Origin of the sequence: uncultured Veillonella sp. (genome assembly GCF_934230905.1) — a bacterium.
In the GTDB taxonomy this organism is placed as follows: domain Bacteria; phylum Bacillota; class Negativicutes; order Veillonellales; family Veillonellaceae; genus Veillonella.
Genome location: NZ_CAKQFJ010000036.1, coordinates 1 through 16,720 on the forward strand (window position 1 = coordinate 1; position 16,720 = coordinate 16,720).

Below are 16,720 nucleotides of genomic sequence, written 5' to 3' on the forward strand. Positions count from 1 at the left end.
ATAAAATCTAAAAGAATCTATATATTTTAAATAGTAATATGAGCATAGTTTATAGAAAGGATGATCCTCATGGTACAAAAACAGTTGCCTACAGGTTTTCGTGATGATATAGGGGCTGTGGCGGAGCGCAAGGATGATGTGAGTCAGTATTTGCTCAGCCTTTGCCGCAATCGTCAGTATACAAAAATTTCTACACCACTTGTAGAATACAAAGATGTGTTTAATGGTTACACATTAGGCCGTGGTCAACATATGTACGAATTCTTTGGTGGATCTGATGCATCTGTGGTTATTCGCCCAGATTTGACCATGCCGATTGGTCGTTTCTTGGCGACTACGAATATTGAATTGCCTCGTAAGTTTTACTATCTTGGCGATGTGTTGATGAAAAATAAACAGCATCGTGGCGATATCAACCAAGTTACACAAGGTGGTATCGAAATGGTTGGCTATGAAGGCATTGATGCGGAACTAGAATGTTTTGCCATCATTAAAGAGGTGAACGAATCACAGCTCAATAATACCTTATTATTAGAAATTGGCGATGCTCGTTTCTCCCGTGCTATCACCGATGCATTGGGTTTGACTGATGGGGAACGGACGGATTTACTCGATGCGTTATTTACAAAATATTTGCCACGATATAATGAGTTGATCAGCGAATTTAAAAATAACGCACTCTATCCATTCCTTACAGTTTGGCCCCGTTTATTCGGCACTGTACATGATATCAAAGATGAACTTAGTCAAGTCATTTTGCCTGCAGGAGCACAGCGTATTTTAGATAGTCTTATGGATTTGGCTAGACAAATAGAAACGACTGGCCAACAAGTTCGTATTGATGTATCTACCGAACCGCTTCAATCCTATTATACAGGGCTTACCTTTAGAGGTTACGTGGATGGTGTATCCCAATATATTGTCAGTGGTGGCCGTTATGATGGACTTTTATCCGGCTTTGATGGCACATCGATGCCATCCGTAGGTATGGCTTTCAATATTGATGTCCTTACAGAGGTGCTTATGCAAGGTGAAAGCAATATTCAAGATAATGATAAATTGCGAATCGCCTTGACAAAGGGCCGCGTTGAAAAGGATTTTATTCCTCTTTTAGAATCTTGTGACGTTGATTGTGAACCATTACGCAATAAAGCACGTAAGTTAATTATCCCATTGGGTGATTCGGTAGAGGTTATCCTCGCGAAGGGGCCTGATGTAACGACATATTTAAATAATGGCGTTGTTGATTTAGGTATCGTTGGTAGCGATGTACTAGATGAACAAGATAATACATCTTACGAAATGCTAGATTTGAAAACGGGTCAATGCCAATTTATTTTGGCTTCCTTAGAAGGGTATAATCCCAAGGAAGGTCGTCGTCAACGGATTGGTACAAAATATCCAACCATTACAAAACAATATTTTGGTTCTCAAGACGTAGAAATTATCAAAATTGAAGGTTCCGTTGAATTGGCGCCACTCGTAGGGGTAGCTGATGCCATTGTAGATATTACGGAAACCGGTACGACACTACGAGAAAATAATCTTAAAATCTATGATTGGCTTCAACCAATTTCAACGCGTCTTGTAGCTAATCCATTGGCATTAAAACAAAAAAGAAATACCATCTTCACGTTGATTGATCAATTGCAATCAGCTATTGATAAAAAATAGATGGCATACGCTATTGCGATGGGATAAGAAACGTTTACAATAGAAGTATTCATATACATAGTTTGAAATGAGGACATACAATGAAAATTTACAAAGAATCCCTTGATGCAATGCTTAGCATTGTTCGTCAATATACACAACAAACAACAGACATGGAAATTGAACGCCGCGTGTACGATATCATCGAAAATGTACGTGCTAATGGAGATGCAGCACTACGTGAATATTCTGAAAAATTTGATGGTGTAAAGCTCGATGATTTTAAGGTAGATCAATCTATCATCGATGCGGCATGGGATAATTTACCAGAAGACTTGAAACACGCTTTATTGGTAGCAAAGAAAAATATAACTGAATTTCATAGCCGTGAAATTGAACAAGGCTTTGTCGATATGGATACACCAGGCATTACGCGTGGTCAAAAGGTAACGCCCTTGGCTCGTGTTGGCCTCTATGTTCCTGGTGGCACAGCGGCATATCCATCTACCATTATGATGACTGCATTACCTGCAAAAATTGCTGGTGTTAAGGAAATCATTATGGTAACGCCACCACAAAAGGATGGTATTAACCCTGCTGTGCTAGGTGCTGCAAAACTTGCTGGCGTTGATGCGGTATATCAAGTGGGTGGTGCTCAAGGCATAGCAGCTCTTGCGTATGGTACAGAACAAATTCCGAAAGTAGATAAAATCGTAGGCCCTGGTAATATTTATGTGGCCACTGCAAAACGCCAAGTATTTGGTCAAGTTGATATCGACATGATTGCAGGTCCTAGTGAAATCGGCATCATTGCTGATGACAGTGCTAATCCAGTACATCTTGCAGCGGACTTATTATCCCAAGCAGAACATGATCCACGAGCTCGTGCCATTATGGTTACCAATAGTGAAAAATTAGCTAAACAAGTATCTGATGAGGTGGAACGTCAACTTTCACAATTACCTCGCGAAAGCATTGCGCGCCCTGCTATTGAAAATAATAGTTACATTGCTGTTATGAACGGCGTTGAAGATATGTTTACTGTGATGAACGAAGTAGCACCAGAACATTTGGAAATACAATTACCGGACCCTATGGAATATATGAGCATGGTAGAAAATGCGGGTTCTGTATTCCTTGGCAGATATGCATCTGAACCATTGGGCGACTATGTAGGTGGTACAAATCACGTATTACCTACGAGTGGTACTGCAAAATTCTCGTCGCCACTTGGCGTGTATGATTTCGTAAAACGCATTTCCTTTACTCAATTTAGCCGTGAACGGTTACAAGAGGTAGCGAAGGATATTACTACATTGGCTCGTACAGAAGGCCTTGAAGCACATGCGCGTGCTATTGACGTACGCTTTGAAAAATAATTGTATGGATGGGAGAACTCTATCATGGTCTCCTTGATGATAAAGAGGACAGTATAATGAGAACAAATCGGTCAGCTACGGTAACTCGTAAAACGGGCGAAACAGATATTACAATTACACTTACCTTAGATGGAAATCAAGAAATCCACGTCGATACAGGCATTGGGTTCCTTGATCATATGCTTCATTTGTTGGCTAAGCATGGCCGCTTTGGCCTTACAGTAAAAGCTGTAGGCGATACATATGTAGATGCACATCACACGGTAGAGGATATTGCATTGACATTGGGACAAGCATTGACACAGGCCCTTGGTGACAAGGCGGGTATCGAGCGTTATGGTGATGCGTGGGTGCCTATGGATGAAGCGTTGACACAGGTTGTCATCGATCTCAGTGGTCGTCCATACCTCGTGTTTAATGGTGAATTTACGACACCTGTGTTGGGTGGTAATTTTGAAACAGAATTGGTAGAGGATTTTTTCCAAGCCTTGGCCGTTACTGGCGCTATGAATTTACATGTGCGCAATGAATATGGTCGCAATACGCATCATATTATTGAAAGCATGTTTAAGGCTACGGGCCGTGCATTGCGTAAGGCGGTTACCATTAACCCGGATATTCAAGGTGTGAATTCTACAAAGGGTATGATTTAATAGACCTTTTAGAATGGTGAAAGCAGGGCCGCATAAGGTTCGTGAATAGAGGAGATACTATGATTTTTCCAGCTATAGATTTACAAGATGGTCGCAGTGTACGCCTATATAAGGGTGATTTTGCAAAGGAAACCATCATCAATCCAGATCCGGTTGACCAAGCATCTCAGTACGAGGCTGCTGGCGTTGGCGCCTTGCACCTCGTCGACTTAGATGGCGCAAAGGCGGGGAAACCAGTTAATGTGGATATTGTTAAACGCGTGCGCGCTGTATTTACAGGTGTGTTAGAAATTGGTGGCGGTATTCGTGATAAAGCCGCTGTAGATTTATATTTAGAAATGGGCGTTAATCGCGTGATTCTCGGTTCCGTAGCCCTTAAAAATCCTGAGTTAACGAAACAGGTTATTGCCGAATACGGCCCAGAGCGTATCGTCATCGGCGTAGATGGTAAGAATGGCAAGGTCGCAGCAGAAGGTTGGCTTGATCAATCTGATGTGCCCATGACTGACCTTATCGGTGCCATGGTGGCAGCAGGTGCAAAGTATTTTATCGTTACCGATGTGGACCGAGATGGTACTATGCAAGGCGCTAATGAAGATCTATTGGGTTCCTTACAAGATCAATTCCCTACAGCGCGTATTGTTGCATCTGGTGGTGTTCGCAACTTAGACGATATTAAGAACCTTGAAAAACGCGGTGTTGTAGATAGCATTGTAGGTAAGGCTTTATATGAAGGCACTATTACATTGGAAGAAATTGCTGCGTTTAATAAGGAGAATGCATCATGTTAGCAAAACGGATTATTCCTTGTTTAGACGTAGATAATGGTCGCGTAAAAAAAGGTGTTAACTTTGTAAACCTTGTCGATGTAGGAAGTCCCGTCGATATTGCAGCTACCTATGAGGAACAGGGGGCAGATGAGCTCGTATTCCTAGATATTACGGCTACGGTGGACCGCCGTACGACGATGCGTGATGTGGTGACAGATATTTCGAAACATGTGTTTATGCCTCTCACCGTAGGTGGTGGGATTAAAACGGTAGATGATATGAGTGCGTTGCTAAAAGCTGGTGCCGATAAGGTATCGCTTAATTCAGCGGCTTTAGCGCGCCCAGAACTCATCAGTGAAGGTGCTCAAAAGTTCGGCAATCAATGTATGGTAGTAGCCATTGATGTAAAAACTGATCCAGAAACTGGTAAATGGTATGTTTACACTCATGGTGGTCGTAAGCGGAGCGATTGGGAGGCCCTTGCGTGGGCAAAAGAAGCTGTGAGCCGTGGCGCAGGTGAGTTATTGGTAACTAGCATGGATAAGGATGGCACTAAATCGGGTTTTGATATTAAGTTATATAAGGCCTTAGAAGAGGTCGTAGATGTACCGATTATTGCCTCTGGCGGTGCAGGTACAGTGGAACATTTCATCGAAGTGTTTTCAGAAACCGGTGTTACTGGTGCCTTAGCAGCATCTATATTCCATTTTGGTGAAATCAGCATTCCTGATTTGAAAGCACAATTGAAGGCAGCGGGCATTGCTGTTAGATAGAGTAGGAGATTATAGCATACATGAAACCAGACTTTAATAAAGGCGGCGGTCTCTTACCGACGGTCATTCAAGATAATACAACAAAAGCGGTGCTCATGGTGGCATGGATGAACGAAGAAAGCTTTCACAAAACACTAGAAACTAAGGAAACATGGTTTTGGTCGCGTTCTCGTCAAGAACTATGGCATAAGGGGGGGACCAGTGGCAATGTACAACACGTAGTGGATATGAAGCTTGATTGCGATGGCGATACTTTACTCGTTCTCGTCAATGCAGAAGGCCCTGCGTGTCATACGGGGGCTGTGAGCTGCTTTTTTAACAATGTAGAAGAATAATAGATAAGTAGAAATAAAATGAATTGTTATATGATGTGAGGTGGCGCTTGCGCGTTGACTTTCACAAAGGAGACAACAAATGGCCAATCAACAAACATTAGAAGAATTATACGCCATTATTAAAGGGCGCAAGGAAACACCGAAGGAAGGATCCTATACGAATTACTTGTTCGACAAGGGACTTGATAAAATCTTGAAAAAGGTAGGCGAAGAAGCAACAGAGGTTGTCATCGCCGCTAAGAATGAAGAGCCTCAAGAACTAGTGTATGAAACAGCAGACGTACTTTATCATTTGCTCGTGTTATTAGTAGAAAAGGGTGTCCCTTATGAAGCCATCTTAGAGGAGCTGGCAAGTCGTGAAGGCATCATCAGTAAAACACAGGAACGTAAAGCGATTACAGATTTGTAAGGAGTATGGTATGAAGAAGATTATTGGCCAATTAAAGCCCTATGTGCCAGAGGAACCAGCTGAATCTGTTAAGGCTCGTCTCGGTGTAGAACGTCTTGTGCGTTTGTCCGCCAATGAAAATCCTTATGGTACATCGCCAAAGGTACGTGAGGCGGTATTAGACTATGTGATGAACAATGATGCCAATCTATATCCGGATGGCAACGCCTCATCCTTGCGAAGCGTATTAGCGGACTATTGGAAGGTAGCGGAAAATCAACTCGTCATCGGTGTAGGGCTTGATGAAGTGATTTCCATGGTAAATAAAACATTTATCAATGCTGGTGATTCTATCGTTATCAGCGTGCCTGCTTTTTCTGAATACGGTCTAAATGGTCTTGTAGAAGGGGCTGTCATTCGCGAGGTACCGTGTATCGAGGCAACCGGGCAATACGATTTTAAGGCAATGCGTCAAGCCGTAGATGATACGACGCGCCTCGTATGGATTTGTAACCCTAATAATCCAACAGGGACTTATGAATCTGTTGAAGATATTCGTAAATTCATTAGTACATTGCCAGATAATGTGCTAGTTATCATCGATGAAGCATACATAGACTTTGTAACCTCTGTTAAGGTACCAACGGCACGAGCTTTGCTTGATGAATTTCCTAATGTGTTTATCATGCGTACCTTTTCTAAGGCCTATGGTCTTGCGAACTATCGCGTAGGCTATATGATGAGTAGCGCTGAATTAGCTAATTATATTCAAACCATTCGATTACCGTATAATTTAAATACTTTGTCCCAAGTGGCGGCTGAGGCCGCCTTTGGTGATCGTGAATTCCTGCGCAATACTATAGAAAAAAATGCCGCAGAACGCGTGTTGTGGGAACAAACCTTAGATGAAGTAGGGGGTACGTATTATAAGAGCGGTGCTAATTTCATCTTTATGTCCGTACCTAATGCAGAGAGTCTTGCTGATGAATGGCTAGCTAAGGGCTATCAAGTGCGCCGCGGTCAACGGGATAATTGGTTGCGCGTCACGTTGCCACTTGCTAGTGATGGTGTTATTATGCGTTCTATTTTGAAAGATTATATGGCTCGCCAATAAAATCATACAGGTCAGGCGATGTATCTTGTGATTCAAATAGGCGTAAAAGAAAGGATGTCACTATGATTGCCATAATTGATTATGATGCGGGCAATACATTTAATGTACAAAAAGCATTACAGCATATCGGTCTGAAAGCGGTATTGACTGCTGATCGAGATACCATATTGGCTGCTGATGGTGTGATTCTACCAGGTGTTGGTGCCTATGCATCAGCTGTTTCTGTTCTTCGTGAACGGGGACTTATCGATGTCATTCATGAGGTGGTGGCGCGCAATATACCTTTGCTTGGGATTTGTTTGGGAATGCAGCTTTTGTTTGATGAATCTGAAGAGTATGGACCCACGCCTGGGCTAGGGATTATTCCTGGCACAGTGAAAGCCATTCCTAATAACTTAGGCCTTCGGGTACCTCATATGGGATGGAATCAAAATACATTATGTCATAAAGACAGTGCTTTTTCTGGTGTAGCTGATAAATATACATATTTTGTGCACTCTTATTACGTAGATACTGATTCTCAATATATTACGACGACTGCAGATTATGGGATTAAGGTGCCGGGTATTGTTGAAAAGGGAAATGTGTATGGAATGCAGTTTCATCCTGAAAAAAGCGGAGCTGTAGGGCTAAATTTACTACGGACGTTTGGAAATATTATATTAAAAAAATAAAATAGTCTTCAATATATGCTTTTAATGAATAATGAGTATCTAAAATGATAAAGTGTAAATTGACATATTTTTGTTTAGATATACAATATAAATGTAAGTACTCATCAATTTAAAAGCTAAAGTGGCATTGGAGAACCAATTTTATCAGAAATTTTTATTCGGCACCTCCGATGTCACGTACATTGGAGGTGTCTTTATGGTTATGAATGGTATTTACTTAGTTATAGCCTCCGCGTGTATTCTAATTTTAGCGTACCGCTTTTATGGGGCTTTCATAGCGGCCAAGGTGCTGACACTCGATCAGTATCGTCCAACGCCAGCTATGGTTCACAATGATGGTCACGATTACGTACCAACAAACAAATGGGTAACATTTGGTCATCACTTTGCAGCGATTGCAGGTGCAGGTCCTTTGGTAGGTCCTGTTATCGCAGCTCAGTTCGGGTATTTGCCTGGCGCATTATGGATTCTTATTGGGTCCGTACTCGCCGGTGCCGTACATGACATGGTTATCTTGTTTGCTTCTGTTCGCTATGATGGTAAATCCATCGCGGATATTGCTCGCGAAGAAATCAGTAAATTTGCTGGTTTCGGTGCTATGCTTGCTACATTATTCTTATTGATTATCACCCTTGCTGGTATGGCCGTAGTAGTAGCTAATGCATTGCACAACTCTCCTTGGGGGTTCTTCTCCGTATTTGCAACCATTCCAATTGCTATTTTCATTGGCATTTATTTGAAATGGTTACGTCCTGGTAAAATTCAGGAAGCTACTATTATTGGTGTAGTGTTGATTTTTGCAGCTATCATTTATGGTCCAAATGTTGCAGCTAGTCAATATGCTTCTTGGTTTACCTATGATTTGCAAACAATTGAAATTATGCTTGCAGTCTATGGTTTCTTTGCAGCGGCATTGCCAGTGTGGTTATTGCTTGCTCCTCGTGACTATTTATCCACATACCTTAAAATTGGTACAATCGGCGCTTTGGCTCTAGGTATTATTATCGTAATGCCTGAAATCCAAATGCCAGCTGTTACTCCTTACCTTTGGGGTGGCGGTCCTGTATTGAAAGGTTCTGTATTCCCTTATATCTTCATTACTATCGCATGTGGTGCGTTATCTGGTTTCCATACTGTTATTGCTACAGGTACTACACCTAAAATGCTGACTAATGAAAAAGAAATCTTACCTATCGGTTATGGTGCCATGTTAACAGAAGGTTTCATTGCTATGATGGCGTTGATCGCTGCTACTGCATTGCATCCTGATGATTATTTTGCTATCAACTCTACTGTTGATACATTCAAAGCATTAGGCTTACAAGTTCACGAATTGCCAGCTTTATCTGCTATGGTTGGCGAAGATTTAATGCATCGTCCTGGTGGCGCTGTATCTCTTGCCGTAGGTATGGCACATATCTTCTCCAAATTACCTAACATGGATCATTTGATGGGGTATTGGTATCACTTCTGTATCATGTTCGAAGCGTTGTTCATTATGACTTTGATCGATGCTGGTACTCGTGTAGGTCGTTATTTACTTCAAGAATTATTAGGTCATTTCCATCCTAAATTTAATGACCAACATTGGCTTCCAGGTGTATATGGTTGTGCCGCTTTAATTTGTGTATTGTGGGGCTACCTAGTTCTACAAGGTAACATTGGTATTATTTGGCCTCTATTTGGTGTATCTAACCAATTATTGGGTACTATGACGTTAGCTGTAGGTACTACTGTTATTATGCGACTTGGTCGTAAACGTTATGCTTGGGTAACGGGTATTCCATGTATTCTCATGGCTATCGTTGCTATAGCTGCAGATTATGAAAATGTATTCTACAGCTATATTCCAGCTGGTAAATGGACTTTAGTAGCGTTTAGTGCTGCTATGTTCCTCATGATTCTCATTGTTTTAGTAGAAGCAGTACGTAGTTGGATCCGCTTATCTAGTATGCCGCAAGATTATCGCACACAAGCAGATATCGAAGCTGAAAGTCTTGTGAAATACGGTAAAGAAGCAAAAGCATAATATTAATTATTGCAATATATAAAGGGGCTGTAACAGAATGCGGTGAAACCGCATTCTAGTTGCAGTCCCTTTAAAATATAGAAAATACCAAGGCTTTTAAAGTAATACGTTCTTTAAAGCTCTTGGTATTTTTCGTTTTTAGACGCACTTAAATAAGCCCTAGTCAGATTAAAATTTTTGGGATTTAAGCTACTTCTTTTATCTTGAATAAGGTCTTGTTACAGCCCCTTTTATTTTGTTACTCTACGAGTAGCTAACTGCTAGAGCAGTATTCAGACAATGTTGTAGATAATTTAATCAAACAGACATATTACAGTAGATTTAATTTGGTAAGCAATTCCATAATATTTTCTCCTAATACTAGATTTGTGATTGTCTTTGATGGACTTAGATATTCTATCATTTGTCGATAGAGAAAGGGGTCACCATATGGTGCATCAGAACTAAATAAGCATCTTTCAGGCAGTTCTAATAATGCCATTTTTGTTGCTATAGATGTAAATTGTGCTGATAAATCTAAATATATATTAGGTACTGTTTTTGCTAATTCAATTAATTCCATCCAATTAGTACCGCCTAAATGACCAAAAATGATTGGCACTGTAGGGAATTTTTTACATAAATCTACAAGTGAAAATATCATTTCTTTTGTTACTGGTAGAAATGTATGTATCCAGAGGGGATATATTCTATTGGAGTATACTATTTTCATAATGTCCCCTATTTGTTGTATTTGAGCAATAGTACTAGGTGTAAATTCTCCAAGCCCCATTAAGTGATTTCTAAATATTTGTTTGTCAATCCATAATTCTATATCGAATGGTTTCATACCTAATGGTATATTTCCAAAACCTAGAAATCTATCAGGGTAATAATTCATTGCTGTGGTTAAATCTTTTATATTATTTTCATATAGTCTTTTCTTTTCTTTCGCATTTATATCTCCATTTAACACGGAACTTAGCATAGAAATTTGTTGTTTTAATTCCTGTAAAGAATGAGACTGTTCGGGATGAGGAGTTGTAGTAAATAGAATAGCTTTATCAATTTTTGATTGATCCATCAACTCTATTTGATTTTCGGTTGGCAATATTACGTGTTCGTGACTATCTATAACCATTGTTATTCATCTCCTATTATTTTACTGCTAAATATATTATAGTAATAACTGTACGCTTTATTATGATATATAACAAGAAGGCACTTTTTCTATACCACGTATCCTTTAGTATAGTAGGTGTGAAAGAAGGTAGTATTTTGTCGAAAGTAGATTCTATTAATCAAGAATGTCCTATGGAGATTGCTTTAAATCTGTTAAGCGGTAAGTGGAGGTTAAAAATACTGTATTATTTACTAAAGGGTGAGTCAATTCACTTTAATCAATTACAACGATTATTAGGAGATATAACGACAAAAGTGTTGACGGCTCAATTACGTACACTAGAAGAAGCGGGTATTGTATCTAGAGTTGTATATGATGAATCGCCAATTAGAGTTAAATATTCTATGACAGATACAGGTAAAACACTGATTCCACTTATGACCGAATTATGTAATTGGGGGAAGACATACAAAAAAAGCCGACTTTAATAGGCGGCTTTTATCATAATTATTAATTCTTGATATTATTTAGCATCTTAACTTTTATGCTTTGTAAAGTTTAAATAAATAGTTTTATATGATAACCAAGAGTGATAGATAGAGAGATACATAAAAAGGGGATGTCTTTTATAAAATGGTAACCTATATATACATGTAAGAAGTATTTGTTTACTCCTTTACCTGAATATGGATTTGAATGATATTAAAACGTTTAGCTTTATAGAGTTTTAAAATGCTTTAGAAAAGAAAATGTAAAATTCTATAGAATTTATTGACATACATCATAATCTAATATACGATGTATGTAGTGATATATATTACTACAATAAAATAGTTAGGTAACGGCGCCTAGTTTTCAGATTATTCTGAGGCTAGGCGCTTTTGTTATGAAAGGAGTTTATTATGATGGGAATCGACACAGGTAATACAGCATGGATACTCGTGGCGACGGCCATGGTGTTTTTTATGACGCCAGGGCTTGCGCTATTTTATGGAGGCATGTCGCGTAGTAAAAACGTGCTTAGCACCATCATGCAGAGCTTCTTTCTGATTGGTGTGATTTCCGTAGAATTTATGCTCATAGGCTATACATTGATTTTTGGTAATGATGTGTATGGTATTATCGGTAGTCTGAATAAAATTGGCCTTATGGGAACAGAGAATAGTATCATGGCGGGTGTGAACATTCCCGAGATGGCATTTATTGCTTTTCAATGTATGTTTGCCATCATTACACCTGCCATCATGAGCGGTTCGATTACGGGACGCATGCGCTTTGCTCCTTTTGTGGTATTTGCCATTATATGGTCTATATTAATTTATAACCCTATGGCACATTGGGTGTGGGGTGGTGGATTCCTCGCCAATCTAGGGGCTCTTGACTTTGCAGGTGGTCTTGTTATCCATGTATTGTCAGGTGTATCTGGCCTTGTGCTTTGTTTATTATTAGGTCGTCGTCGTGGTTATGGGCGCATGCCAATGTTACCGCATCATTTGCCTATGACGGTCCTAGGTGGGGCTATATTATGGTTCGGTTGGTTTGGTTTTAATGCGGGCTCAGCTCTTGGTGCTGGTCCATTAGCGGCAAATGCGGTCTTAACGACACAAATGTCTGCTGCTATTGGCATTGTAGGGTGGGTATTGGTAGAACGATATCATCGTGGTAAACCGACCGTGTTAGGCGCTGTATCTGGCGGCGTATCCGGTCTCGTTGCTATCACACCTGCAGCTGGTTTTGTAACACCTGTGGCGGCTATTCCAATCGGTTTTATTGGTGCTATTTGCTGCTATGTAGCAGTAGCTGTTTTAAAAAATAAGTTTGGCTATGATGATTCACTTGATGCCTTTGGGATTCATGGTGTAGGCGGTATGTGGGGTGCCATTGCTACCGGTTTGTTTGCTACGGTCAGTGTAAATCCTGATGGTGCAGATGGTCTATTTTATGGCGGTAATTTGCTAATTCCGCAATTGATTTCCCTCGTTGTAGCTATTGCTTTTGCTATTATTGGCACAATCATCATTTTCAAGGTAGTTAGTCTCTTTATGGATATGCGAGTTAGCATTAGTGCTGAATCCTTAGGTATTGATATTAGTGAACATGGCGAAGGTGCGTATAATCAATCTGAATTTAAGAGCAGTGGACGTTTTATTACCTCTGACCAACATTCTTTGGTTTAAACAATTTTTGTGAAAGCTAACTTTCATAAATGATACAATAGAAGTCATTAGCATATGGATAAGGTGATAGTATGAAACGAATGAAAAAAATAGATATCATTGCTCGAGCAGAGCAATTAGAAGATCTAAAAGATGCCTTAAACCGCATAGGTGTTCAAGGCATGACAGTCTCTCAAGTTTTTGGTTGTGGGTTGCAAAAAGGGCACACAGAAGTCTATCGGGGACAAGAATACTCAGTTAATCTTGTGCCTATGGTAAAGGTTGAAACTGTTGTGTGCGATGTACCAGTTGATTTGGTGATGGACACAGCGCGTGATACCTTGCAAACAGGTGAAGTAGGGGATGGCAAGATTTTCGTGTACGATGTAGAAGATTCTATGCGTATTAGAACTGGTACGCGTGGTACGAAAGCCGTTACCGACGATGAAGCATAATTATAAAACGCCCTTCGGATTTTTTCCGAAGGGCGTTGTTATTATAATATTATTTTGTGTCTTTGTTGGTTGTTTTCGTATGTTTAACCTTGATTAGAGGTTCGTCCTTTGTAGTGGCTTTTGTGTTAGCTTCCACTTTAGAACTAGTCTCTACCTTATCGGACGTATTGTCTGTTGGTGGTAAGAATGTACTGATTTCATTTTTGTGAGGCACATTCGTATTGGTTGTGGATGCTAGCTGAGCGCGTTGTGGAGCAATGAAAATTTCGTCCTTCGTGATTTTTACGTCATTTAATAGTAATTTAAATGCACTAGGGCTTACGAATAATTGACCATCTATCATACGTGGTGTAGGTAGCATAGATTCAGATGTATCAAGGTTGATGATTTTCAATTTGCCTTTTCTTACGATTTGCGCTTGATTAGGTTGAATTGCCAAGGTGGCAATATTCATATCTACCAATGCCGTCTTTGTTGGCGCGTCCCACGATACCTTATAGCCTAATGCTTCCGATACTTGGCGCAATGCTACGAGTGGTTGGCCGTCTACATAGGCTACGTTTTGATGGTCCTTCACCGGTTCTAATACCTTACCATCCACATTAATATGATGTTGTGTCGTTACGGACGCAGGTTTCTCTAAGTTTTGAGCTGGCGCCGGTGTTTCCATGCCGATGGCTGCATATGCTGGTTGCGCCATGCCTACTGTGAAAGCTAGCGCACCTAGAGCGATGCTAGATAAAATAAGTTGTTTTAATTTCATAAGGAACCTCCATAAGGTGTTATATCGTTCTGAATATAGTAATAGTACTAAATGTATATGAATATTTTATTATAAATTTTAATTTTATGCAATTAATAGTACAGCTATATAAGTTGTTAGTTTATTTTACATAAAGCATAAATTTAATAATAATTTATGCTTTACAAAAAAACTTTAATTATGTTATTCTGTTGATAGAAAAAATTATGATTTAATCATGATTGGTGTTGTTAGAGTATGTATTTAGGAGAGTTTTGTGAAGATAAAACGCTTAGTTCTTCTTAGTTTAGGTGTATTGGGGACATCTATGTCTTTTGGGGCATATGCAGTGAATCCGATTATGCCTATGGCTCAGCAAGAACAATTACAACAAGACCGTGAAATTCAACAGGAACGGAACCTTCGCTTAGATGCTGAGCGCGTAGGAACTGTTGTCAGTGAACCGGCACCTATAGACGTACCTTCAAATCAGAATGGTGCATCTTTTTTTATTCATCATATTCAGTTAGATGGTGTACCTAAGGAATTTGCTTTCTTACATAAGCTTGCACGTAAAAATGAAGAAAGAACAGTAACAGTAGCAGATGTTACTAATATACGTAATTCCCTTCAACGTAAGTTGCTAGATAGAGGTTTCGTTACCTCACAAGTATATATTCCAGAACAAAATGTAAATGCTGGGACTTTACAATTTATGGTTATGCCTGGACGTGTGGAAGATATTCGATATAGTGATTCTTCGGCTCATGGTCCTTGGCGCACTGCATTTTCTGTGCGTCCAGGAGATATCCTTAATATCCGAGATGTAGAACAAGGCTTGGAGCAGATGAAACGTGTATCATCTCAATCGGTAACAATGAAGTTACTTCCAGGTACATCTGTTGGTACTTCTATTATTGAACTATCGATTAAACAAGATAAACCAGTACATGGATCAATTAGTTTCGATAATAGTGGTCTAGAGTCTACAGGGGTATATCAAGGTAGTTTTACATCATCTTTTGACCAAGTTTTTAGAGCTAATGATACCTTTACTATGTCGCTGTCAGGTGACCTTAGCGGTTCGGGCAGTATAAAAGGAACTCGTGCAGCTAGTCTTAATTATGTAATACCTCATGGGAAAGATACGTTTAGTTTAGGCTTTTCTAAATCAAGATATCATCAAACTATTCAATCTAATCCTTATGATTTCACATACAGTGGTAAGTCCACTACTATGAAGGTGAAATGGAATCATGTTTGGTCGCGTACACAACGCGAAAAACGTGCATTTGATATTTCTATTAGCACACGTCACAATCATCGCTTTATTAATGATATGGAACTGCCTGTGCAAGCATTACGTACTACATCAATGGAGGTTGGTATTTCTAACCGTACATATATTGGGAATGCTACGCTGTACTCTCGTTTAGGATTTCAATGGGGGATAGGTGCACTTGGCGCACAACCTGAACATAAAGCCTCTGTTGCCATGGGAGGGCCTACATCTAGATATCATATGTGGCTTGTAGATGTAGATTATCGCAAACCATTTATTATGGGCCATCGACCGGCATCCTTCACATCTTCATTCCATGGACAGTGGGTGCAAGGGGGAAAAAGAGTATATAGTGTAGATACTATCAATATTGGTAATCGATATAGTATTTATGGCTTTGATGGTGAATATACACTTATGGGCGATAGTGGCTGGTATATACGCAATGAAGTATCCTCAGTTATTCCGCGGCTAAATACGGAACTATATCTTGGCCTTGATGTAGGGGCTGTATACGGTAAAAGTACAGAATCGTTAGTGGGAAAAAGTATTGCTGGTACAGCATTAGGTATACGTGGTAACTATGCATCAGGGCTCATGGTCGATGCATTTGTGAGTACCCCTTTATATAAACCGCAAGGCTATCATACGAAAAAGTTTTATAGCGGATTTACTATAGGGTACAGATTCTAATCTCAATATAATTATGACTGTATATGTGTTGAACTAGCATGTGTTGAGCTAGTATTTATATAATTGGAGAGTTGTATGTGTAAAACAAATCAAGAACGACGTACGCTGGGACGAAAGATATTGTCTTGGCTCACTTTTGGCGTATTTGTCGCCACTCAATCGATGGTGTTGGCAGCTCCTATTATGCCTGATAATAATGCTGCTATTACTGAACGGCCATTAGTTCAGGAAACAGCTAATCACATTCCAGTGGTTAATATTACGGCACCTACTAATAGTGGCGTCTCTATGAATAAATATGACCAATTTAATGTTGAAAAACAGGGTGCTATTCTAAATAACTCATATGTAACGAGTAAAACAGAACTTGCTGGTTATGTGCAAGGTAATAGTAACATGGTGAATGGTACTGCAAAGGTCATCGTAAACCAAATTACATCAGATGCACCAACATCTATGAGTGGCTATTTAGAAGTGGCGGGGCAAAAAGCCTCCGTTGTGGTTGCTAACCCTAACGGCATT

General features: G+C 39.8%; 17 protein-coding genes. 15 read left to right on the forward strand and 2 right to left on the reverse strand.

Annotated features, from left to right (window positions below; translation table 11 throughout):
* Positions 1-69 precede the first annotated feature (69 nt).
* From hisG to Q0E20_RS08595, 10 genes are all read left to right on the forward strand, one after another.
* Positions 70-1,674, forward strand: a complete 1,605-nt coding sequence (gene hisG, locus Q0E20_RS08550; protein ID WP_295998995.1) for an ATP phosphoribosyltransferase — start codon at positions 70-72, stop codon at positions 1,672-1,674.
* Positions 1,675-1,754: 80 nt separating this feature from the next.
* Positions 1,755-3,032: a histidinol dehydrogenase gene (gene hisD / locus Q0E20_RS08555; protein WP_295998997.1), complete on the forward strand. Its 1,278-nt coding sequence runs from the start codon at positions 1,755-1,757 to the stop codon at positions 3,030-3,032.
* A gap of 56 nt (positions 3,033-3,088) precedes the next feature.
* Complete coding sequence (hisB, locus tag Q0E20_RS08560) at positions 3,089-3,685, forward strand: imidazoleglycerol-phosphate dehydratase HisB (protein WP_366509609.1); 597 nt, start codon at positions 3,089-3,091, stop codon at positions 3,683-3,685.
* A gap of 59 nt (positions 3,686-3,744) precedes the next feature.
* Complete coding sequence (hisA, locus tag Q0E20_RS08565) at positions 3,745-4,476, forward strand: 1-(5-phosphoribosyl)-5-[(5-phosphoribosylamino)methylideneamino]imidazole-4-carboxamide isomerase (RefSeq protein ID WP_295998999.1); 732 nt, start codon at positions 3,745-3,747, stop codon at positions 4,474-4,476.
* The gene (hisF, locus tag Q0E20_RS08570) at positions 4,470-5,228 is read left to right on the forward strand and encodes an imidazole glycerol phosphate synthase subunit HisF (protein WP_295999001.1); all 759 of its coding nucleotides are present in this window, start codon (positions 4,470-4,472) and stop codon (positions 5,226-5,228) included. Before hisA ends, hisF begins: the two co-directional genes overlap by 7 nt.
* 20 nt (positions 5,229-5,248) lie before the next feature.
* Positions 5,249-5,563 carry a phosphoribosyl-AMP cyclohydrolase gene (gene hisI, locus Q0E20_RS08575; protein ID WP_295999003.1) on the forward strand — a complete coding sequence of 105 codons (315 nt, stop codon included), beginning with the start codon at positions 5,249-5,251 and terminating at the stop codon, positions 5,561-5,563.
* A 79-nt stretch (positions 5,564-5,642) separates the two neighbouring features.
* Positions 5,643-5,972 (forward strand): phosphoribosyl-ATP diphosphatase, encoded by a 330-nt coding sequence (gene hisE / locus Q0E20_RS08580; protein ID WP_295999006.1) that lies wholly within the window; start codon positions 5,643-5,645, stop codon positions 5,970-5,972.
* A gap of 10 nt (positions 5,973-5,982) precedes the next feature.
* On the forward strand, positions 5,983-7,065 hold the full coding sequence (gene hisC, locus Q0E20_RS08585) for a histidinol-phosphate transaminase (protein ID WP_295999010.1): 1,083 nt from the start codon (positions 5,983-5,985) through the stop codon (positions 7,063-7,065).
* A gap of 62 nt (positions 7,066-7,127) precedes the next feature.
* Entirely contained in the window at positions 7,128-7,739 is a 612-nt protein-coding gene (hisH, locus tag Q0E20_RS08590; RefSeq protein WP_295999012.1) for an imidazole glycerol phosphate synthase subunit HisH, read from the forward strand.
* 196 nt (positions 7,740-7,935) lie between these two features.
* Complete coding sequence (locus Q0E20_RS08595; protein WP_295999014.1) at positions 7,936-9,768, forward strand: carbon starvation protein A; 1,833 nt, start codon at positions 7,936-7,938, stop codon at positions 9,766-9,768.
* Positions 9,769-10,078: 310 nt separating this feature from the next.
* Here Q0E20_RS08595 and Q0E20_RS08600 read toward each other — a convergent pair whose 3' ends face one another.
* Positions 10,079-10,888, reverse strand: coding sequence for an amidohydrolase family protein (locus Q0E20_RS08600; RefSeq protein WP_295999016.1), 810 nt, complete (start codon positions 10,886-10,888; stop codon positions 10,079-10,081).
* Positions 10,889-11,025: 137 nt separating this feature from the next.
* Between Q0E20_RS08600 and Q0E20_RS08605 the strand changes: the two genes are divergently transcribed.
* From Q0E20_RS08605 to Q0E20_RS08615, 3 genes are all read left to right on the forward strand, one after another.
* On the forward strand, positions 11,026-11,358 hold the full coding sequence (locus Q0E20_RS08605) for a helix-turn-helix domain-containing protein (RefSeq protein ID WP_197544044.1): 333 nt from the start codon (positions 11,026-11,028) through the stop codon (positions 11,356-11,358).
* 414 nt (positions 11,359-11,772) lie between these two features.
* Positions 11,773-13,047 carry an ammonium transporter gene (locus Q0E20_RS08610; RefSeq protein ID WP_295999019.1) on the forward strand — a complete coding sequence of 425 codons (1,275 nt, stop codon included), beginning with the start codon at positions 11,773-11,775 and terminating at the stop codon, positions 13,045-13,047.
* An 80-nt stretch (positions 13,048-13,127) separates the two neighbouring features.
* A complete protein-coding gene (locus Q0E20_RS08615; protein WP_366509612.1) occupies positions 13,128-13,481 on the forward strand; it encodes a P-II family nitrogen regulator in 354 nt (117 codons plus the stop codon).
* 49 nt (positions 13,482-13,530) lie between these two features.
* Here the strand turns inward: Q0E20_RS08615 and Q0E20_RS08620 are convergent, their stop codons facing one another.
* A complete protein-coding gene (locus Q0E20_RS08620; RefSeq protein ID WP_295999026.1) occupies positions 13,531-14,244 on the reverse strand; it encodes a copper amine oxidase N-terminal domain-containing protein in 714 nt (237 codons plus the stop codon).
* A 256-nt stretch (positions 14,245-14,500) separates the two neighbouring features.
* Between Q0E20_RS08620 and Q0E20_RS08625 the strand changes: the two genes are divergently transcribed.
* On the forward strand, positions 14,501-16,198 hold the full coding sequence (locus Q0E20_RS08625) for a ShlB/FhaC/HecB family hemolysin secretion/activation protein (RefSeq protein ID WP_295999030.1): 1,698 nt from the start codon (positions 14,501-14,503) through the stop codon (positions 16,196-16,198).
* A 75-nt stretch (positions 16,199-16,273) separates the two neighbouring features.
* Positions 16,274-16,720: filamentous hemagglutinin N-terminal domain-containing protein (locus Q0E20_RS08630; protein WP_295999033.1), on the forward strand; the 447-nt coding region annotated here is incomplete at its 3' end.